Source organism: Methylobacterium guangdongense (assembly GCF_038442355.1).
Classification (GTDB): Bacteria; Pseudomonadota; Alphaproteobacteria; order Rhizobiales; family Beijerinckiaceae; genus Methylobacterium; species Methylobacterium guangdongense.
On sequence record NZ_JBBXMX010000001.1, the window covers coordinates 693,121 to 713,352 of the forward strand.

Genomic DNA, 20,232 nt, shown 5'->3' on the forward strand with positions numbered 1-20,232 from the left:
CCCGATTGCGGGCCCCGACAGCCGGGGCCGATCAGGATGGGACGGACGCCGCGCGCGCGCGCATCCCCGCGCCACGGCCAAGCTGTGCGGTCCGGCACGGCACCGGTCCGACGGGCGCTTGGCTCGGGATTAGATCTCCGTCCCGACCGCCAGGGTGAAGTCCGGGCGGTAGGTCGCCCCCTCGACGGGGTTCGAGACCCAGCGGCAGCGCCCGACCGCTATGTCATGGCCGGCGTGGAAATGCCCGGAGATCCACAGATCCGGGCGTTCGGCATCGGCGAGGTCGTCGAGCGCCGTGGAGGCGTAGAAGGCCGGCACCCACCAGGGGACGCCGGGCGCAGCCCGGTAGCGATCCGCCGCGAGGGGACTCGCCGGGTGATGGGTCACCACCACGGTGGGGCCGTCATGCGGGATGCGCAGCGCCGCGTGCAGGGCCTCACGCTCGATCCGGTGCTCGGCCATCGCGTCCGCGGGCTGCCAGGGGCTGCCGTCGGCCTTCCGGATCGACCCGAGATACTCCCGCGAGCCGGTGACCGGATCGGTCATGCGGGCGGCCGCGTAGGCGACCGGATCCTCCGGGCGATCCGGCGTAGCGGCGTCGAGCCAGCGGCCGGCCAGCGTCCAGTCGCTCCACAGGGTCGTGCCGACGAAGCGCACACCGTCGATGACGCAGGTCTGCGCCCGCTGGAGCAGGTGGATCCCGGCGCCGAGGCCGTTCAGGCGCTCGACCTCCGCCTCCAGGGCGGCCAGCAGGTCCGGCGCGGTGCGCCCGTCGCCGATCGGGGCGTAGCGCTCGTGGTTGCCCGGGACCAGCACGATGGGGCGCCCCTGCGCGAGGTGCAGCAGCGCCGCCAAGCCGCGCTCGGGATGGCCCTCGTAGAGATCACCCGGGCAGGCGAGCAGGTCGAACGGTTCGCTCGGCGGCGCGATCAGGTCGAGGCGCCGCCGCTCGAGGTGGAGGTCCGAGATCGGGAAGATGCGCATCGGGGTTACCGGGCCGCCCGGCGCTCGGCCGCGGCGGCCTTGAGGATGTCGGCGGCGGAATCGGCGTTGAGGATGGCGATCCCCGCCGCCACCACGAGGTCCGGCCATGGGGATGGATAAAGCGCCGTCACCAGCCCGGCCGCGATGATCGCGAGGTTGGCGAAGGCGTCGTTGCGGGCCGAGAGATAGGCTGCCTGGGTCAGGCTGCCGGAGCCGGTCCGGTGCCGGGCGAGCATCAGCGCGCAGGTCAGGTTCACGGCGAGCGCCCCGAGCCCGGCGAGCGTCAGCGGCAGGGCGGCCGGGGCCACGAAATCCGAGATCTTGCCGTAGGCCGCCCAGGCGCCCGCGAGCGCCGGCAGGAGCAGGATGCCCGCCATGGCGGTGCCGAGCCGGGCGCGGTTGCGCGCGCTCCAGCCGAGGCCCGCGAAGATCAGCAGGTTGATTGCCGCATCCTCCAGGAAATCGAGGCTGTCGGCGATGAGCGCCACCGAGCCGATGGCGAGCGCCACCGCGATCTCGATGCCGAAATAGCCGAGGTTCAGCGCCGCCACGCGGGCGACGACGGGGCGGAGAGCGGGCGGCGGGGGCCCGGCGGCATGATCGGCGGTCACGGGGCGCGTCATCGCCGACCCGGGCACGCCTGTCGAGGGCTGTTGAGAAAACCCTGTCCGCGCCTCAAGAAAGTTCCAAGATGGTTCCGGGCTCTTACGCCTTCGTCCGGGTGGATTCGCCCCCGCGATCGTGCGAGGCCAGCAGCGGGGCCGGGCGCAAGAAGGCGTCACAGGCCGGAAACGGAGGTCTGCCGAGTCATGCTGCCCGAATTGCGCGTGCTCTATTTCGAGGATCTCGAGGTCGGCCTGTCGGAGACCCTGACGAAGACGATCGCGTCCTCGGACGTGGTGGGCTTCGCCGAGATCACCGGGGACCGCAACCCGATCCACCTGTCCGAGCACTTCGCCGCCCGCACGCCCTTCGGCACCCGCATCGCCCACGGGCTCTACACCGCCGGGCTGATCTCGGCGGTGCTCGGCACCCGCCTGCCGGGGCCGGGGGCGGTCTACATCTCGCAGACCCTCAACTTCCGCGCGCCGGTGCGGATCGGCGATGTCGTGGAGGTCACCGTGACGGTCGCCGAGCTGATGCCCGAGCGGCGGCGCGCGCGGCTCGCCTGCCAATGCTCGGTGGCGGGGGAGACCGTCCTCGACGGCGAGGCGCTGGTGAAGGTGCCGACCAAGGCCGAGGCCGACCCGCTCGCCAGCCGCACCGAGCGCCAGCAGGGCTGAGGTGGATCCGGTCCCGGAGACGGTCACCGACCCGGACGACCCGCGCCTCGAACCCTACGCCCGGATGCGCGAGCGCGACCTCGTGGGCCGCGCCGGGCGCTTCATCGCCGAGGGCGAGGTGACCCTGCGGCTGCTGCTCGGCCGGCGCAGCCGCTTCCGCGCCGAATCGATCCTGCTCCTGCCGGAACGGTGGCCGGGCCTCGCCGGGGCCGTGGCCGCCTGCCCGTCGCCCCCGCCGGTCTTCCTCGCCGCCAGATCCGTGATGAGCGCCGTGGCGGGATTCCCGATCCACCGAGGGGTTCTGGCGGTCGGTCTGCGCGGGCCGGAGCCCGACGCGGCTTCGCTCGTGCCGCCCGCGCCCGCGCCGGCCCTGGTGCTGGGGCTCGCAGGCCTGACCAACCACGACAATGTCGGGGCCGCCTTCCGCAACGCCGCCGCCTTCGGGGCGGATGCGGTGCTGCTCGACGCGGCGAGCTGCGATCCGCTCTATCGCAAGAGCATCCGGGTCTCGGCCGGCGCAGCGCTGATCCAGCCCTTCGCGCGGCTCGCCGCGGGGCGGGACTGGCTGAGCCTCGCCGAAGCGCTGGACCTCCAGGCGCTGGCGCTCAGCCCGGGGGCGACCGAGACCCTGGCGGACCGCGCCGCCCCCGCCCGGGCGCTCCTGATCCTCGGGACGGAGGGGCCGGGCCTCGCTGCGGAGTTCCTCGCCCGGGCCCGGCCGGTTCGCATCCCGATGGCGGCGGGCTTCGATTCCCTCAACGTCGCCACCGCGGCGGGAATCGCGTTGCACGACATCGCGCGCAGCCAGGGGCGGCTCGACCGCACAGGATAGGCTCCGGCCGGAACGCAGCGGCCGGGCCTGAGTCTCGGCCCGCTCAGCCGCCAGCCCAAATCTTTGGTTGAAAGCGCTTCGACTCTACAACCCTAGAAGACAACAGTATCAATCCACCGCCCGCCTTTCGACGGTCGCATACGGGAAAACGTAAGATTTCTATGGTCTATCCGGCCGCAGTACCGCAGCCCGCTGGGTCGGACCGTGAGACCATTGAGCGATGTCGCGCACCGTTGGATGAGGCTGCCGCGTCCCGTCGCACGGCTGTGCCGTGAGCGGAGCGGTGCCACGGCGGTCGAGTTCGGCCTCGTGGCGCTGCCCTTCATCGGCCTGCTCGGCGCCTGCCTCGAGAACGGGCTGGTCGCCTGGGAGCAGGAGATCCTCCAGCAGGCGGTCATCGAAGCCGGTCGACAGATCTACACGGGCTCCTTCCAGACCGCCAATGTCGGCACGACGGACCCGGCGACGCTGATCGGCCGGTTCCGGACCGCGATCTGCACGCAGCCGAGCGGCGCCCCGCGGGTGACGATCTTTAACTGTGCCAACGTGCGGGTCAGCGTCACCCAGGCCGCCACCTATGCGGGTGCCACGACGGTCTCCCCCGTGGCCGTCAACAGCAGCGGCGTCAGCGACTGGAACCCGAACTTCCAGAGCTACACCTGCGGCCGGGCCTCCTCGATCATGGTGGTCCAGGCCGCCGTCGACATCCCGGTCTTCTTCCCGCTGCTCGGCGCCGCCACCGCAAACCTCCCGGGCAAGCGGCGCGCGCTTCAGGCCGCGACCGTGTTCAAGATCGAGCCCTACACCACCCAATCCGTCTGTTCGTGATGACGACCTTCGCGACCCGTCTGAGACGTTTCCGGAACGACCGGCGCGGGATCGCCGCGGTGGAGTTCGCCCTCGTCCTTCCGGTGCTCATCGTCATGTATTTCGGCACCGTCGAGCTGACGCGGATCCTCGACGCGAACCGCAAGCTGACGCTGTTTGCCCGCACGCTCGGCGATCTCTCGGGGCGCGCCGACAACCCGAATCCCACCGCGAACGACATGGCGACGATCGCCGGCGCGGCGACCGCGATCCTCAGGCCGCTGGACGCCTCGGGCCTCCAGATCGTCGTCAACGCCATGGGCGTCGAGTCGGTCTACGGCACGCTCTACGGCGGCGTCTGTTCCAGTTGGGCGCAGAACGCCACCAAGCGTCCGGTCCAGCAGATCAACGGGACGAACGGCCTGCCGGCCACGCCGGCCGCCTATCAGTTCGATGGCGCCCGCTACATCCTGGCGGAGGTCTCGATGGCCTACACGCCGATCATCGGCAGCGCCCTGTACCGGTGGATCTTCGGTTCGCGCGGTCTGACCTTCACGCGGCAGATCCCGTGGTCGGAGCGGACCGTGAACGAGATCGTCATGCCGGGCGGGGTGGTCTGCCCGACCTTCTAGAACCGTGATTCCAAAAGTCGTTCCCGGCCGCGACGGCCCGGCACGACACATTGTCTGTGTCTCAGCGCGCTCGCGCCGGACCTCGAACCCGGTCCGCAACCGAGCGCCCGACCCCGCGAGGATATCGTGTCGCTGTTCCATGGCCGCGCCATCAACGCGCATCTCACGGGCTTCCGGCGCGCTCGCTCCGGCCAGGTCGCCATCACCCTCGCCCTTGTGGCGATGCCGATCCTGTTCGCCTCGGCCGCCGCCATCGATTACGGGCGGCGCAACGCCGCCAAGGCCCGCCTCGACGCCGCCCTCGACGGCGCCGTCCTCGCAGTCATGTCCCAGAAGACCAACACCATCACGTCGACCAATCTCCAGAACATGGAGACCCAGTTCCGGACGGAGGCCGCCAAGGTTCCGGGTGTCACCGTCACCTCCTTCACCCCCGGGACGCCGGTCAATGGGACGTCGACCGTGAGCCTGACGGCGAGCTACACCGCGACCGTGAAGACCAGTCTGGCCTCGATGATGAAGGTCATGACGATGAATATCGGCGGCACCTCGGCCAGCACCCGCAACCTGTTTCAGTACATCAATTTCTATCTGTTGCTCGACAACTCCCCTTCAATGGGACTGGCCGCGACCGACGCCGATGTCAGCAACCTGAAAAATGCGACCGGCGGGTGCGCCTTCGCCTGCCACGAGCACACCTATGACAGCGCGGGCAACGTGACCGGCGACAATGTGAACGACAATTATCACATCGCCCAGAAGAACAACATCAAACTGCGTATCCAGGTCTTACGGGATGCGGTCTCGGCGCTGGTGGATCAGGCCAATGCCAGCATGTCGCTGAACCAGCAATTCCAGATGGAGATGTGGACCTTCAACGATTCCGCCACGCAGACCCGGCTGCAGGCGATGACCCCGACCCTCAGCCAGATCAAAACCGCGGCTGCCAACATCGACATCGCCTACGCGTACTACAATCAATCCGACAACCAGACCGATTTCGAGCGCGCCATCACGAAGATGAATGCGACGATCCCGGCCAGCGGGACGGGCGTGACGTCAGCGTCGCCGATCCGCTTCCTGTTCTTCGTGACCGATGGCGTCGAGGATACCGGCGGCACCGTCACCAACCAGAGCGCAGGATTCCAGATCAACAGCAATCGCTTCATCGGGCCCTTCAGCCCCTCGACGTGCAATGCGCTGAAGAACAACAACGTCCGCATCGGCATCATCTACACGCAGTACCTTCCGCTCTACGACAATTCTTTCTATGCGGCCTACGTTCAACCCTACGAAAATCAGATCGGGCCGATGCTGAAGGCCTGCGCGTCGGACGGCCTGTATTTTCCCGTCTCCTCCGGCGGCGATATCACGGCAGCCATGCTCCAGCTCTTCTCGACCGCCGTCGCCTCCGTCAGACTGAGCAAGTAAGCCAACGCTCGACGCCGGCCGCCCGCGAAGACTCGGCGCGGCCCGGGCATCCGTGGCACGGCGCGCCAATCCAGTTCGGCTCGGGGAAAGCTGGCCTCACGCAGGCCGGCGCGGACACGCGATCGTGATCGACGCCGTCATGCGCACGCGCCTGTCGGGCCCGCCCCAGAGAAGCCGCCCCCCCCCTGTGACGGGGGCATTCCGGGCACCAGCCTGCGTACCGGGATCTTCCGGATCTCGCCGCCCTGCGCGAAGACGTGCGGACAAGACGGATGCCAGGGCTCTTCGAGGACGCAGCGCACCGGCCCCGCCGGCCCATCGGCCGTCATGGTGGACATCCTCGACGAAGAGGATCGTCCGCCCCGCGTGTTCGATCGCCATCGGATCGGCGAAGAAGCGGATGCCCGGATCCGGCAGGCGATGCCACCGCGTTCCGGTCTGCGCCTGCATGTCCCGGAGATCGGCCCCCGAAACGGGCCGCCGGCCGACCCGCCCGTGCGGGAACCGGAAGAGCCTCGCATACACGTTCTTGGCAACGAACTGCCGCAGTCGTTCCATCATCGGATGTCGCGCACGCGCTAGGCAAGGCATGCGCGGAGATTGGCGAGCGCTCCGCGTCAACCCTGTCGGCTGGAATCGACCCGCGTCACGCCGCCCGGGGCTCGACCTCCGCGTTCGGAAGCAGCGCCATGAGCGCCTGCAAGGGCGCGCTCGCCGCGCCGGTCCAGACGAGGTGCGTCCGGTTGCGGCGCAGGCGCTCGGGCAGCGGGTGGCGCTGCACCGCATCGCTCAGGACGGCATGGTCGAGCATCTCGCTCGGCACGATCGCCACCCCCGTGCCTGCCGCCACGCAGGCCACGATCGCGTGGTAGGAGTTCATCTCCAGCACCCGCTCGGGCGACGCGCCCTCCCCGGCCAGCCATGCGACGAGGCGCGCGCGGTAGGAGCATCCCTGCGGGAAAGCCACCACGGTCCGTCCGCCCAGCGCGACGGCGTCGCGGATCGTGGTCGTGCCCGTGCCGGTGATCAGCACCAGCTCTTCTTCGAAGACGTGCAGCGACGAGAGACCCCGGCGCTCGAACGGCTCCGAAACAAACGCCGCCTCGATCGCGAAGTCGTCGAGCTGGCGCAGCAGCGCCTGGGTCGTGCCGGTCTGCAGTTCGATCGCGACGTCCGGATACCGCGCGTAGAACGCCGACAAGATCGGCGGCAGCCGCGCGCCGGCCGCGCTCTCGAGAGAGCCGAGGCGCAGCACGCCGCGCACAGCCCCCCCGCGCAGGTCCCGTTCGGCCTGATCGGCCATCCGCAGCAGCGTCTCGGCATGGCCGAGCAGGGTGCGCCCCGCCTCCGTCAAGGCGAGGCTGCGACCCTGCCGGCGGAACAGCGCGACACCCAGACGCTCCTCGAACTGCTTGATCCGCGTGGTCACGTTGGAGGGCACCCGGTGCAGATGCGCCGCCGCCCGCGTCACCCCGCCCTGGCGCACCACGCAGCGGAAGATGTCCAGATCCTCGAGATCCATCGTTCTCATAGCAAGAACGATATGTCACAAAAATTCATTTTCCAAGATAGGCGGATCGGTGTTCATGGGGGCCGATGCGCATGACTCGAACTGCCGCCGTCGAACCGCGATCCGCCGCCTGGCCGATCGTCGCCTCCGGCCTCGTCGCCCTGGCGGTCGCCATGGGGATCGGCCGCTTCGCCTTCACGCCCCTCCTGCCGCTGATGGTCCGCGACGGCACCCTGAGCCCGGCGGCCGGCGCGGAATGGGCGGCGGCGAATTATGTCGGCTACTTCCTCGGCGCCCTGACCGCCGCGTGGTTCGCGGGCGATCCGCGGCGCGGCCTGCTGCTAAGCCTGCTCGGCGTGGCGCTCACGACCCTCGCCATGGGGGCGATCGGCACCGGGACGGTTCCGCTGCTCGGCCTCGGGCTGCGCGCGGCCGCCGGGGTGTTCAGCGCCTGGGCGCTGGTCTGCGCGAGCGGCTGGTGCCTCGCCGAACTCGCCCGGCGGCAATCCGGGCAGGCGGGGGCCTGGATCTACACCGGCGTCGGCCTGGGGATCGCGCTCGCCGGCCTGCTGACGTGGCTCGGCGGGCGCCAGTCGGGGCGCGGGCTCTGGCTCGAACTGGGTGCGCTGGCCGGTGTGGGCGCGCTGTTCGTCTGGGCGCAATCCCCCCTGGCGTCCGCAGGGGCCGACACGCGGACCGCCCGGCTCACCGAGCGCGCGGCCGCGTCCGCCGCGCCGCCTTCGCGGGGGCGGCAGCTGTCCCTGGTGGTCTGCTACGGAACCTTCGGGTTCGGCTACATCGTCCCGGCGACCTTCCTGCCCTCCATGGCGCGGGCGCTGGCGCCCGATCCCCTCGTGTTCGGGCTGACCTGGCCCTTGTTCGGCCTCGCCGCCGCCCTCTCGGTCGCCGCCGTGGCGCGCTTCGCACCGGGCGGGTCCCGGCAGCGGATCTGGGCGCTGGCGCAGGGCGTCATGGCGCTGGGCACCGCCCTGCCCCTGGTCGTCCAGACCCTCCCGGCCATCGCGCTGTCGGCCGTTCTCGTAGGCGGCACGTTCATGGTGGCCACCATGGCGGGCCTGCAGCTGGCTCGCGAGGCGCGGCCCGACAATCCGACCCCGCTGCTGGCGCGGATGACCGCCGCCTTCGCGGCCGGTCAGATCGCCGGCCCGCTGCTGGTGCGCGCCATCGGACCGGGCCGCTGGGGCGGCTGGGATGCGCTCGGCTGGACCGGAGCGGTCGCCACGCTGCTGCTGGTCCTGACGGCGCTGTGGCTGTGGCGGTCGGACCGACCTGCGCCGGAAGGCCGTGCCCCGGCCTGATACCGGACCTCGCGCCCACGCCCCCGATCCGGTCGATCCGCCGTACGACCGTCCCGGCATCCATCCTAACTGGCGTGCCCCCCGGCTACGAAGATGGGAGGATCGTCACGGTGCGCGTTGCGTTTTTATCCCGCCGCGCCGGTCTTGTGTGACCTGGGTCACCGACCGGGCGCAGCGCCCCGGCCTAGCATCGCGACAGAACGAACACGATAAGGGCGCCCGCCCTGTGCGGCGCCCACCGGGAGTGAACCGATGCGCCGCCTCGCCCTGAGCTTCATGCTCGCCGTCCTCGCCGCCGGCCCCGCCGCGGCCGAACAGGACCTCCTGCTCGGGGCCGACATGGCCTCGCCCGCCATGACCAGGGCCGAGATGAGCCGCGCCGACGTCGAGGCGCTGATCAAGGCCGCCGACGGGACGCCGGTCGACCTGCACGATAAGGCGCTGTCGGGCCTCGATCTCTCCGGCCTGAACCTCCGGGGCGCCAACCTGCGCACCGCGCGCCTGAACAAGGCCAACCTGCGCGGCGCCGATCTCAGCGGTGCGAACCTCGAACAGGCCTGGTTCATCAAGGCCGACCTCGCCGGCGCCAAGCTCGCGGAGGCGAAGATGTTCGGCATCACCGCCCGGGACGCCGACTTCAGCGGCGCCGACCTCAGCCGGTCCATGCCGATCGGCGACTTCAAGGGCGCCGACATGAGCGGCGCGACGCTGATCGACCTCAAGGGCGGCGCCGACATCAAGAACCAGTCGATGGGCCTGATGCGGGCGGTGTTCACATCGGTGAACCTGTCGGGCGCGAACCTGAAGGGGGCCAACCTCGGGCGGTCGCGGCTCGAATACGCCAACCTCAAGGACGCCAATCTCACCGATGTGGTGCTGATGGGGTCTGATCTGTCGGGCGCCAACCTGACCGGCGCCACGGTCGCGGGTGCCGACTTCAGGAACGTCGATGTCAGCGGCGCCCGGCTCATCGACCTCAGGGGTCAGTCCGCGGCCAAGGACTGGGCGGAGCGCGTCAACATCGACCGTGCCATCACCCAGGCATCCAACTGAGCCGTCCGTTCGCCGCGCCATTCCATGAAGGAGACAGCCAAACCATGACCACCCGTCGCGTCCTGCTCGGCGCCCTGGCCGCCGCTCCCCTGTTGTTCGGGACCGGGGCGAACGCCGCCGAGACCACCTTCACGCCCGCCGCCTTCGAGGCGGCCCAGAAGGCCGGCAAGCCGATCCTCGTCCATGTCACCGCGCCGTGGTGCACCGTCTGCGCGGCGCAGAAGCCGATCCTGGCCAAGCTGGAGGCCCAGCCCCGGTTCAAGGACCTGCAGGTGTTCGACGTCGACTTCGACAGCCGCAAGGACGTGTTGAAGCGGTTCGGCGTGACGACGCAGAGCACCCTGATCACCTTCAAGGGCGAGACGGAGACGGGTCGTTCGGTCGGCGATACCCAACCGGAGTGGATCGAGGGCGTCGTCGAGAAGGCGTTGTAGGTCGGCCATGGCCACGACGTTCGGCCTCGCGTTCCTCGCCGGCATCCTCTCGGTGCTGTCCCCCTGCGTGCTGCCGTTGCTGCCGCTGGTTCTGGGCGCGGCGGCATCCGAGCACAGGCTCGGCCCCGCCGCGCTCGCGGCCGGCCTCGCGCTGTCCTTCGTGGCCATCGGGCTGTTCGTGGCGACCGTGGGATTCGCCATCGGTCTCGACGCCGGCCTCTTCCGCTCCGGCGCGGCCATCCTGCTGATCCTGATCGGGCTCGTCCTGATGGTTCCGGCGGCGCAGACCCGGCTCGCCGTCGCCGCCGGCCCGGTGAGCAACTGGACGGAGAGCCGGTTCGGCGGTTTCTCCTCCGCCGGCCTGCCCGGTCAGTTCGGCGTCGGCCTGCTGCTCGGGGCGGTGTGGAGCCCCTGCGTCGGGCCGACACTGGGGGCGGCGTCGCTGCTCGCCTCGCAGGGACGCGACCTCGGTACAGTCGCGCTGACGATGCTTCTGTTCGGCCTCGGCGCCGCCCTGCCGCTCCTGCTCCTCGGCACGCTGTCCCGCGAGGTGCTGATGCGCTGGCGCGACGGGATGCTGGGATTGGGCAAGGGGCTCAAGGCCGCCCTGGGCCTGATTCTCGTGGCGACCGGGCTGATGATCGTCACCGGCTACGACAAGGCCGCGGAGGCCGCCCTCGTCAACGCGTCCCCGGATTGGCTGACGAACCTGACCACGCGCCTCTGATGCCGGCAGGTGTGGGCGCCTGATCGAACATCCGCATGCGCGGCGATTTGGCCAGGAGTTGACCGGTAAGGACACCCGTTCGAGCCTATCCGTGGCTCGACGTCTCGGGTTCAAACCGCGGATAGAGGCTGTCGGCGCGTTGTCCGTGCGGTAGGATTGTCCCGATCTCATCACGGGCGCCAGTCTGCGCGCGACAAACGGCAGCAATTGCCACGCGCGAAGTCGGGCCTAGCTTGACCATTGGGTCTGTGGGGGATTCGGCAGGGAGTCGGCGGCGTTGCTTCAGTCAGGGAATGGGTTGCGGGCACTGACCGGACGCCGGGTGGCCGTGGTCGGCGCCGGTCCGGGGGGCTTGGCTTCCGCCCTGTTGCTGGCGCGGGCCGGGATCCACGTGACGCTGTTCGAGAAGGACGCCCAGGTCGGCGGCCGCACCAAGACGGTGGCGGCGCCGGGGGGCTACAAGTTCGATATCGGGCCGACCTTCTTCCTCTATCCACAGATTTTGGCCGACATCTTCGCGAGCTGCGGCGAGCGGCTCGAGGACCACGTCAAGCTCGAACGGCTCGATCCGCAATACCACTTGGTCTTCGAGGGCCAGGACGGGATCTCGGGGACGATCCGGGCGACCGGCGACATCGCCCGCATGGAGCAGGAGATCGCCCGCCTTGCGCCGGACGATGCCAAGAACGTGCAGGCGTTCTTCACCGAGAACCGGACCAAGCTCGAATACTTCAAGCCGATCCTGCAGCAGGCCTTCCACACCCTGCGCAGCCTCGCGAGCCCGGCGATGCTCGCCGCCCTGCCCTACCTGCACCCCGGCCGGAGCGTCGACCGCGACCTGAAGCGCCACTTCGCCGATCCGCGGGTGCGCCTCGCCTTCTCGTTCCAGACCAAGTACCTCGGCATGTCGCCGTTCCGGTGCCCGAGCCTGTTCACGATCCTGTCGTTCCTCGAATACGAGCACGGGGTCTACCACCCGGTCGGCGGCTGCGGCGCGGTCTCGGACGCGATGGCGGGTCTGGCCGGGCGCATGGGCGTCGATCTGCGGCTCAACAGCAACGTCGAGCGGGTGCTGTTCGACGGCAAGCGCGCCACCGGCGTGGTGGCGGACGGCGAGACCTTCAACGCCGATGCGGTGCTGATCAACGGCGATTTCGCCAAGGTGGTCCGCGCCCTGGTGCCGGAGCGGCACCGCCCGCGCTGGCGCGACGCGAAGATCAAGAAGGCGCGGCTCTCCTGCTCGACCTTCATGCTCTACCTCGGTCTCGAGGGGAAAATGCCCGACAGCCTGGGGCATCACACGATCCTGCTCGCCGACGGCTACGAGAAGAACATCCGCGAGATCACCGAGGGCACGCTGCCAATGCAGCCCTCGCTCTACGTCCAGCACGCCGGCTACACGGACGGCGGCATGGCGCCCCCCGGGCACACCGCGCTCTACGTGCTCGTGCCGGTGCCGAACCTGAAGGCCGGGATCGACTGGGCCGCGGAGCGCGCGAGCTACCGCGCCCTGGTGCTGGAGCGGCTGAAGCTCCTCGGGATCGAGGATCTCGAATCCCGGATCCGCTACGAGCGGATCATCGACCCGACCCAGTGGGAGGAGGATTTCGCCGTCCACGAGGGCGCCACCTTCAACCTCGCCCACGACCTGATGCAGATGCTGTATTTCCGGCCCCACAACCGCTTCGGGCCGGGGCTCTACATCGTGGGCGGCGGCACCCATCCGGGCTCCGGCCTGCCGGTGATCTACGAGGGCGCCCGCATCTCGGCCCGCCTGCTGATCGAGGAGCTGGCCGGCGCCCGCGCCGCCGCGTCTGCCGGCATCCCCGAGACCGCGCCGCTGGCCACCTCCGGCGAGGCCTCGTGAGAGGGCCGACCGGCCGACGGTCGGGGCTGCGGCGCCGTCTCGCCGGGCTCCTCCTCGCGGGCGGACTCTGCGGCGCCGTGCCGGCCGCGGCCGCGACCGTGCAGGTCGAGATCGACGGGATCGAGCCGGGCGGCGGCCCGGTGCGCGTCGCCTTGTGTCAGGGGGGCCTCGGGGAGGCTGCCTGCGCCCGGGGCGACGAGGCGCCGGCCTCTGCGAGCCGGGTGCTGTTCACCTTCCAGGGCGTTCCGACCGGGACCTACGCGGTGGCGGCCTATCAGGACACGAACGACAACGGCCGGCTCGACCGGACCGGCCTCGGCCTGCCGCTCGAACCCTACGGCTTCTCCGGTGTAGCCGGGCGCCGGGCGCGGCCGGATTTCGCCGAGGCCGCCTTCGGCCTGCGGGAGCCGGGCGGTTCCATCCGCGTGCGCCTCGCCCGCGCCCTGCCGCGGCGCTGACCGGATGGATCCCCTGGTCCGGATCGCGGACGTCGCCCTCGATCTCGGCGGGCGGCGGGTCCTGGACCGCGTGGATCTCGATCTCGAAGCCGGCGAGACCCTGGCGCTGCTCGGTCCGAATGGGGCGGGCAAGTCCTCGCTCATGCGCCTCGTGGCGGGCCGACTCGCGCCGAGCACGGGGACCGTGCGGGTCGGCGGCGTGGATCCCTATCGCGCGGGCAGCGCCCGCCGGGCCATCGGCTGGGTGCCGCAGGAGATCGCCCTCTACCCGAAACTGACGGTCGCCGAGAATCTCGGCGTGTTCGGCCAGCTCGCGGGCTTAGCGAGGCGCGACCGGAGGGCGGCGGTGGAGGCCGCGCTGGCGATGGCCGATATCGCCGAGGTCGCCCGGCGCCCGGTGGGCACCCTGTCGGGGGGCTACCGGCGCCGGGTCAACATCGCGGCGAGTCTGATGAACCAGCCGCGCCTCGTCCTGCTCGACGAGCCGACGAGCGGCGTCGACCTCGCCGCTCGGGCCGCGATCCACGCCGTCCTCGACCGGCTCAAGGCCGCCGGCACCGCCATCCTGATCGCCACCCATGATTTCGCCGAAGCCGAGCGCCTGGCCTCGCAGGTCGCCTTCCTGGCGCAGGGGCGGATCGTGCGCGCCGGCCGCCTCGCCGATCTCCTGGCGCAGCTGCGCACCGGCGCGCCCGAACGGGAACTGAGCCTCACGGTCCCGGCCGACACGGCCGCCGCCGGGGCCCTGCGCCGGGCCGGCTTCGCGGCCGCAGAGCCGGGCGGCCTCGTCTGGCGCTCGGTGGAGCGGGCCGGCCTCGACGGGGCGGCCCTGCTCGGATCCCTGCGCGCCCAGGGCGTGCCGGTCACCGAGGTCCGGGTGCGCGCCCCGCGGCTCGAAGCGCTCTACCTCGACGCCCTCCGGCCGCGTGAGGCGAACGATGCCGGCACGTCGGCTTGGCGCGCGGGAATCGCCGGATGATCGGCGCCGCGTTCCGCGTGATGGCACTCAGCCTGCTGCGCGACCGCGCCGCCCTGGTCATGGCCTTCGTGCTGCCGACCGTGATCTTCTCGATCTTCGCGGCGATCTTCTCGGGGGCGACCGGCGACCGGATCCGCATCCATCTGGGGCTTGCCGACCTCGCCCACACGGCCGCCACCCAGCGCCTCACCGACGCGCTGGCGGCGGATCCGTCCCTGCGGGTGACGCGCCTGCCCGTGACGGACCTCGCGGGCGTCTCCGAGGCGGTGCGCTCGGGTGAGGTCGACGTGGCGCTCGCCCTGCGCGGCGACCTGATCGCGGCCCCCGCGGGGGACCTGCGCGGCTCCGCGGACAAGACGGAAGCCGACCAGCCGGTGGTGCTGGTCGAGAACCCCGCCAAGGCCCTGGCGACGCCGATCGCACTCGGGCAGCTCCAGCGCGTGCTGAACGCCGCTTTGCCCGACGTGGTGCTGTCGCGGATCGTCGCCGACGTCGAGCGCAGCGGCAAGATCGGCCCGGACGAGCGCCGTTTCCTCGACGACGCCTTCGCCGAGCAGCGGGCCAAGAAGGAGCCGTTCAGCTTCGCCGATATGGTCGAGCGGCGCAGCACCGCCGCCGGCACGGCGAACGCCCGGATCAGCTACTACGCGGGGGCGATCACCGCGGTGTTCCTGCTGTTCGCCGCCATGCAGGGGGCGATGTCGCTGGTCGAGGAGCGCGAGACCGGCCTCGCCGAGCGGTTGATGGCGGGACCGGGCGGCCTGCCGGTGGTGGTGCTCGGCAAGTTCGGGTTCCTGACGCTCCAGGGGGTCGTGCAGGCGGGGCTGATTTTTCTCGCCGCCGGGCTGCTCTACGGAGTCGAGATCGGGCCGCACTGGCCGGCGTTCCTGGCCACCTGCCTGCTGGTTTCCGCCATGGCGGCGGGGCTGGCGCTCGCGGCCTGCGCGCTCGCGGCGACGCGCCAGCAGGCGCACCTCGCCTCGACCTTCGGGGTGCTGCTGCTCTCGGCGGTGGGCGGCTCGATGGTGCCGCGCTTCCTGATGCCGCCCTGGCTGCAGCAGGCCGGCTGGCTCACCCCGAATGCCTGGGCGATCGCCGCCTATCAGGATGCGCTGGGCGAAGGGTTTGCCGTCGCGGCGCCGGCGCTGGCCGTGCTGGGAGCCCTGGCCCTCGCCGGCCTCGGCCTCGCCCTCGCGCTGGCGGCCCGGCGCACGGCCTGAACGGCCGCGCTACTCGACATAGACGCCGGCCCCGATCAGCACCTCCGCGCCCGCCACATGCGTCTCGCAGACGTAGCTCCATTTGACGGTGGGGGTCGTCTGCCCCGGTCGCGGGAACATGTAGTCGACCCAGCCCGATCCGAACCGGCTGACCGTGTCGATGAAATCCTGGTGGAACGGCTTCCCGTCGGCGTCGCGCTCGTGGAGCAGGTCCCGCCCCTCGCGGTCCGGGTGTGCGGCGTTGAACAGCACGATGCCCTGCATGTCGACGACGAACAGGTAGACGTCCCCATACCGCCACCCGCCGCCCTTGCGGCGGAACTCGGCGAAGGCGGCCGGGCCGCGCTCCTCCAGGGCCTCGGCCGCTCGGTTGACGAGGGTCTCGATCTCCGCGGCCTGATGGAAGGCCGGCGGCGATCGCCGCCCGAACGCAGGCAGCGTCGCACCGATCAGGAGCAGCACCGGCCATATCAGCAGGACTCTCGCCATGGCCTCGCCTCGCCGCAGCAGGATCCGATCACGGGGCGGAGCCCGTCAGGCCCGCGTCTCCAGGATGGGGCCGCCGGTCGTGAGACGCTGGCGGAGGCCGGCCAGCCACGTCCGCCGCGGCACCACGGGGGGCGTCACGGCGTTGGGCAGGGCCTCGAAGGCGAGGCGGTTGCGATGCAGCTCGATGATCCGATGGAGGTGTCGGATCGCCGCGAGACCCTGCGCCGCCATCAGGCGATGGCCCTCGCAGGCATCGGTCTCGTCCAGACGGCGAAGGGCCTCCTCGGCGCGTTCGATCAGTCCCCGCGCCTCCAGAACGTAGAGTTCCATCTCCGCAAGATCTGGCATCGCAACCTCCGCGCCGATCGCGTTTCCGTATCCGACTGTTTTTGAGTACCGCTGCGGTTGGCCAGGGCACATCACCTGTTTGGGGGGCATCGCGGATCGGCCGCGATCGCCGCGTCGTGGGCCGGGGCGCCGCCCGATCCGTACCCCGGGGCGGGGACGCGACGATCCGCGCCGGCCCTGCGACCAGGGGCGCACGGACAGGGGCGCTCCGATCAGGCACGGTCCGGCTCCGCTCGACCAGGGAAACCCATGCTCCGCCTGCTCATCGCCGACGGCAACGAACGTGCGGCCCGCGATCGGCACGTCGCCGCCACGGGCCGCACCTCGGCCGAATCCTACGCCGCGGTGGTGCAGGCGCTCGCCCCCGGGACAACCTGCCGGCTCGTCAGCCCGGCCGACGCGGACGCCACCCTGCCGGCGGGGCTCGCCGATTTCGACGGCCTGATCTTCACCGGCTCGACCCTCAAGGTCTCCGAGGGCACGCAGGCCGTGATCCGGCAGCTCGATCTGATGCGCGCCGGCCTGGAGGCGGGCCTGCCGGTGTTCGGCTCGTGCTGGGGCGTGCAGGTCGCCGCCACGGTGGCGGGCGGCAAGGCCGCCGAGAACCCGCGCGGGCCCGAATACGGCTTCGCCCGGGCGATCACCGCGACCGAGGAGGGTCGGACCCATCCGATGCTCGCCGGCCGCCCGGCCGCCTGGGACGCCCCGGCGATCCACTCCGACGCCGTGCTGGAGCCGCCCCCGGGGGCCCGCGTGCTGGCCGGCAACCCGGTGCTCGGCATCCAGGCGATCGAGATCCGCCACGGCGCCGGCTGGTTCTGGGGGACGCAGTACCATCCCGAACTCGACCTCGACGAACTCGCCGCGATGCTGCGTCTCTGCGACAGCGCCCTGGTGGAGGCGGGCTTTGCGGAGGATCCCGGGGCGGTCGCCGCCTACGCGGACGAGATCGCCGGCCTCCAGGGATCGGACCCGGAGGCGGCCCATCGCCTCGCCTGGCGCCACGGGATCGGCCCGGAGGTGCTCGAAGCCGCGTTGCGCCGCCGGGAAATCGGTAATTTTCTGAGCCAACTGTCCACAAGCGCAGGCTGATCGGGGGGCGCCGCGACCGGGTGGCGCGTTGACCCGCCCGGTCGCGGGTCTAGCTTCGCTACAGCGGGCCGGTTCGACGGCCCCGGGAGCGACCCAACAGGATGACCCAGGATTCTACGGTCGCCGTCATCGGCAGCGGGCTCGGCGGACTTGCGGCCGCGTGCGTCGCCGCCGCGCGGGGCCACCGTGTGACGGTCTACGACAAGAACGGCTGGCTCGGCGGCAAGGCGGCGGTGCTCCACGAGGGCGGCTTCCGCTTCGACATGGGCCCGACCATCCTGACCGTTCCCCGGGTGCTGGAGCGCATCTTCGCGGAGGCCGGCCGCTCGGTCCACGACTACATGGACCTGCGCCGCCTCGACCCGCAATGGCGCTGCTTCTTCGACGACGGCACCCACATCGACCTGATGCAGGACGTCGAGCGGATGGCGGGCGACATGGAACGCTTCGCCCCCGGCACCGGGGAGGGCTACAAGAAATTCCTCTCCATTTCGGAGCACCTGCACACCGTCTCGGAAAAATTCTTCTTCTGGAAGCCGGTCGAGGATCTGTTCGACACGATCAACATCCGCGCCAACATGAACCCCGGCACGCTGCGCGACGTGCTGTCCCTGCGCATGCACGCCTCCGTGGCCTCGACGATCCGCGGCAAGGTCAAGGATGCCCGGCTCGCGCAGATGCTCGACCACTTCGTGCAGTATGTCGGCTCCTCGCCCTACGGCGCGCCGGCGGTGCTCTGCGCCATCGCGCACATGCAGACCGCCGACGGGGTCTGGTACCCGATGGGCGGCACCCGGGCGGTCGCGGAGGGGCTGGCCAAGCTCGCCCAGGAGCTCGGCGCGACCTGCAAGACCGACACCGAGGTGACCGGGATCGAGACGGCGAACGGCGCGGTCCGCGGGGTGCGCACCGCCGCGGGCGTCACGCCCTTCGACGCGGTGATCTCCAACATGGATTCGGTGCGCACCTACCGCGAGCTCGTCGGCGGCGAGGCCGCCAAGACCTACGCCAAGAAGAACCCCGAGCCGGCCTGCTCGGGCGTGGTGCTCTATCTCGGGCTCAACAAGCGCTACGAGCACCTGAACCACCACGATTTCGTCTTCTCCCGCGATCCGGAGGAGGAGTTCGACTACATCTACAACAAGGGCGAGCCGGCCCCGGACCCGACTGCCTATCTGGCGGCCCCCTCCTCCACCGATCCGAGCGTGGCGCCGGAGGGCGGCGAGGCGCTCTACGTCCTCGTGCACACGCCGTATCTCCGGCCGCACCACGATTGGCGCCCGGACGGGCCCTTGTTCCAGAACTACCGCCGGACCATCCTCGACAAGCTCAAGCGCACCGCCAACATGCCGGATCTGGAGGAGCGGATCGTGGTGGAGCGCCACCTGACGCCGCAGGACATCCACGAACGCTACAAGGTGCTGAACGGCGCGATCTACGGGCTGGCCTCGCACGGGCGGGTGATGGGGGCATTCAAGCCCGGCAATCGCTCGCGGCAGGTGCGCGGACTCTACCTCGCGGGCGGCGCCGCCCATCCGGGTCCCGGCATGCCCATGGTGATGATGTCCGGCTGGATCGCCGCCGACGCGCACGATCAGGACGCGCGCGGCACCCTGCGCGCGACGGCGTGACGACGGACTCGACCATCCGCTCCGGCGATGCGACCGCAGGATCGGGCGCGGGTCCCCTCTCCCGTGCGGGAGAGGGACAGGGTGAGGGATCAGGTCTGGCCGAACGAGGCACGGCCGGCACGCGCATCAGCGGCGTGCCTGATCCTGAAAGTTCTCGCCCCTCACCCCAACCCTCTCCCGCACGGGAGAGGGGGCAGGTCGCGCTCCGTGGCTCGCGTCGGTGGCGACCCAAGATGTCCGGACCTCTTAGCCCCGCCGCGAGACAAGAGGGCTCCATACGCGGGTGGCAAGCCGCGCCCCTTCCCCCCGTCTCCCCGCCAATCCGCCGCTTCATGGTGGCGTGGTTCGAGCGCTACCTGCACCGCCACCTCGACGCCCTGCGTCTCCCGCTCTGGAGCACGCCGCCCGACCGCGGCCACCCGGGTCCGATCGTGGTCTACTGCAACCATCCCGCGTGGTGGGATGCGGCCCTGATCATCGTGCTGGCCGGGCGCCTCTACCCGGAGCGGCCGAGCCGGGCGCCGTTCGACGCCGCGATGCTGGCGCGCTACCGGATCTTCGAGCGGATCGGCGCCTTCGGGGTCGATCTCGACAGCCCCCGGGGCGCCGCGCAGTTCCTGGCGGCCGCCCGGACGATCCTGTCGGCCCCGGACGGGATGCTCTGGATCACCGCGCAGGGCCGCTTCGCCGATGCCCGCGCGCGGCCCCTCGCGCTGCGGCCCGGCGTGGCGCGCCTCGCCGAACTCGCCCCCGATGCCCTGTTCGTGCCGATGGCCGTCGAATACGCCTTCTGGGACGAGCGCGGCGCCGGGGCCTTCGCGGCGTTCGGGCCCGGCATCCCGGCCTCGGACCTCGCCGCCCTGCCCCGGCCGCAGCGCCTCGCCCGGCTGGAATCCGACCTGACCGCCACCCTGGACCGGCTCAGCGCCGACGTGATCAGCCGCGAGCCGGCGCGTTTCCGCGCATTGCTCTCCGGCCGTAAGGGCGTCGGGGGCGTCTACGACCTCTGGCGTGGCCTCGCGGCCCGGCTCTCCGGCCGCCGCTTCGATCCGGCCCATCGCGCCGCGGACGGGCAGGACCACGCCGCGTGAGGGCTTCGACTCCACACCGCCCCCGTGCGATGCAGGGACCGGGCG

The 20,232-nt window shown here is 71.1% G+C and carries 22 protein-coding genes; 17 read left to right on the forward strand and 5 right to left on the reverse strand.

What is annotated here, in order from left to right:
- Window positions 1-129 precede the first annotated feature (129 nt).
- Complete coding sequence (locus AAHG09_RS03330) at window positions 130-984, reverse strand: metallophosphoesterase (protein WP_342105338.1); 855 nt, start codon at window positions 982-984, stop codon at window positions 130-132.
- A 5-nt stretch (window positions 985-989) separates the two neighbouring features.
- A complete protein-coding gene (locus AAHG09_RS03335) occupies window positions 990-1,607 on the reverse strand; it encodes a cation transporter (protein ID WP_342105339.1) in 618 nt (205 codons plus the stop codon).
- 186 nt (window positions 1,608-1,793) lie between these two features.
- Here AAHG09_RS03335 and croR point away from each other — a divergent pair, with 186 nt between their 5' ends.
- The 6 genes from croR (at window position 1,794) to AAHG09_RS03365 (ending at window position 6,551) form a co-directional block, all read left to right on the forward strand.
- Entirely contained in the window at window positions 1,794-2,267 is a 474-nt protein-coding gene (croR, locus tag AAHG09_RS03340) for a 3-hydroxybutyryl-CoA dehydratase (protein WP_342105340.1), read from the forward strand.
- Window position 2,268: 1 nt separating this feature from the next.
- Window positions 2,269-3,099, forward strand: a complete 831-nt coding sequence (locus AAHG09_RS03345; protein WP_342105342.1) for a TrmH family RNA methyltransferase — start codon at window positions 2,269-2,271, stop codon at window positions 3,097-3,099.
- Between the two features lie 237 nt (window positions 3,100-3,336).
- Entirely contained in the window at window positions 3,337-3,927 is a 591-nt protein-coding gene (locus AAHG09_RS03350; RefSeq protein WP_342105344.1) for a TadE/TadG family type IV pilus assembly protein, read from the forward strand.
- Complete coding sequence (locus AAHG09_RS03355) at window positions 3,927-4,538, forward strand: TadE family protein (RefSeq protein ID WP_342105346.1); 612 nt, start codon at window positions 3,927-3,929, stop codon at window positions 4,536-4,538. The genes AAHG09_RS03350 and AAHG09_RS03355 overlap by 1 nt, the downstream gene beginning before the upstream one ends.
- A 126-nt stretch (window positions 4,539-4,664) precedes the next feature.
- Window positions 4,665-5,969, forward strand: a complete 1,305-nt coding sequence (locus AAHG09_RS03360) for a TadE/TadG family type IV pilus assembly protein (protein WP_342105347.1) — start codon at window positions 4,665-4,667, stop codon at window positions 5,967-5,969.
- Window positions 5,970-6,296: 327 nt separating this feature from the next.
- A complete protein-coding gene (locus AAHG09_RS03365) occupies window positions 6,297-6,551 on the forward strand; it encodes a hypothetical protein (RefSeq protein WP_342105348.1) in 255 nt (84 codons plus the stop codon).
- A gap of 64 nt (window positions 6,552-6,615) precedes the next feature.
- Here the strand turns inward: AAHG09_RS03365 and AAHG09_RS03370 are convergent, their stop codons facing one another.
- Complete coding sequence (locus AAHG09_RS03370) at window positions 6,616-7,491, reverse strand: LysR family transcriptional regulator (protein ID WP_342105349.1); 876 nt, start codon at window positions 7,489-7,491, stop codon at window positions 6,616-6,618.
- Window positions 7,492-7,571: 80 nt separating this feature from the next.
- On the opposite strand from AAHG09_RS03370, the gene AAHG09_RS03375 reads away from it, so the two are divergent.
- The 8 genes from AAHG09_RS03375 (at window position 7,572) to AAHG09_RS03410 (ending at window position 15,536) form a co-directional block, all read left to right on the forward strand.
- Complete coding sequence (locus tag AAHG09_RS03375; RefSeq protein ID WP_342105350.1) at window positions 7,572-8,798, forward strand: YbfB/YjiJ family MFS transporter; 1,227 nt, start codon at window positions 7,572-7,574, stop codon at window positions 8,796-8,798.
- 252 nt (window positions 8,799-9,050) lie between these two features.
- The gene (locus tag AAHG09_RS03380; protein WP_342105351.1) at window positions 9,051-9,851 is read left to right on the forward strand and encodes a pentapeptide repeat-containing protein; all 801 of its coding nucleotides are present in this window, start codon (window positions 9,051-9,053) and stop codon (window positions 9,849-9,851) included.
- 44 nt (window positions 9,852-9,895) lie between these two features.
- Entirely contained in the window at window positions 9,896-10,285 is a 390-nt protein-coding gene (locus AAHG09_RS03385) for a thioredoxin family protein (RefSeq protein ID WP_342105353.1), read from the forward strand.
- Window positions 10,286-10,292: 7 nt separating this feature from the next.
- Complete coding sequence (locus tag AAHG09_RS03390; RefSeq protein ID WP_342105354.1) at window positions 10,293-11,012, forward strand: cytochrome c biogenesis CcdA family protein; 720 nt, start codon at window positions 10,293-10,295, stop codon at window positions 11,010-11,012.
- Window positions 11,013-11,289: 277 nt separating this feature from the next.
- Complete coding sequence (gene crtI / locus AAHG09_RS03395; RefSeq protein ID WP_342105355.1) at window positions 11,290-12,879, forward strand: phytoene desaturase family protein; 1,590 nt, start codon at window positions 11,290-11,292, stop codon at window positions 12,877-12,879.
- Between the two features lie 26 nt (window positions 12,880-12,905).
- Window positions 12,906-13,337 (forward strand): DUF2141 domain-containing protein, encoded by a 432-nt coding sequence (locus AAHG09_RS03400; RefSeq protein WP_342105476.1) that lies wholly within the window; start codon window positions 12,906-12,908, stop codon window positions 13,335-13,337.
- A 4-nt stretch (window positions 13,338-13,341) separates the two neighbouring features.
- Complete coding sequence (locus AAHG09_RS03405; protein ID WP_342105356.1) at window positions 13,342-14,316, forward strand: ABC transporter ATP-binding protein; 975 nt, start codon at window positions 13,342-13,344, stop codon at window positions 14,314-14,316.
- On the forward strand, window positions 14,313-15,536 hold the full coding sequence (locus tag AAHG09_RS03410; protein WP_342105357.1) for an ABC transporter permease: 1,224 nt from the start codon (window positions 14,313-14,315) through the stop codon (window positions 15,534-15,536). The genes AAHG09_RS03405 and AAHG09_RS03410 overlap by 4 nt, the downstream gene beginning before the upstream one ends.
- 9 nt (window positions 15,537-15,545) lie before the next feature.
- On the opposite strand, the gene AAHG09_RS03415 is transcribed toward AAHG09_RS03410, so the two are convergent.
- Entirely contained in the window at window positions 15,546-16,025 is a 480-nt protein-coding gene (locus tag AAHG09_RS03415) for a cache domain-containing protein (RefSeq protein ID WP_342105358.1), read from the reverse strand.
- Between the two features lie 45 nt (window positions 16,026-16,070).
- Window positions 16,071-16,373 carry a hypothetical protein gene (locus AAHG09_RS03420; RefSeq protein WP_342105360.1) on the reverse strand — a complete coding sequence of 101 codons (303 nt, stop codon included), beginning with the start codon at window positions 16,371-16,373 and terminating at the stop codon, window positions 16,071-16,073.
- A gap of 249 nt (window positions 16,374-16,622) precedes the next feature.
- On the opposite strand from AAHG09_RS03420, the gene AAHG09_RS03425 reads away from it, so the two are divergent.
- The 3 genes from AAHG09_RS03425 (at window position 16,623) to AAHG09_RS03435 (ending at window position 20,187) form a co-directional block, all read left to right on the forward strand.
- Window positions 16,623-17,465, forward strand: coding sequence for a type 1 glutamine amidotransferase (locus AAHG09_RS03425; protein ID WP_342105361.1), 843 nt, complete (start codon window positions 16,623-16,625; stop codon window positions 17,463-17,465).
- 101 nt (window positions 17,466-17,566) lie between these two features.
- Window positions 17,567-19,096, forward strand: a complete 1,530-nt coding sequence (locus AAHG09_RS03430) for a phytoene desaturase family protein (RefSeq protein ID WP_342105362.1) — start codon at window positions 17,567-17,569, stop codon at window positions 19,094-19,096.
- A gap of 332 nt (window positions 19,097-19,428) precedes the next feature.
- Complete coding sequence (locus tag AAHG09_RS03435; protein WP_342105363.1) at window positions 19,429-20,187, forward strand: lysophospholipid acyltransferase family protein; 759 nt, start codon at window positions 19,429-19,431, stop codon at window positions 20,185-20,187.
- Window positions 20,188-20,232 lie beyond the last annotated feature (45 nt).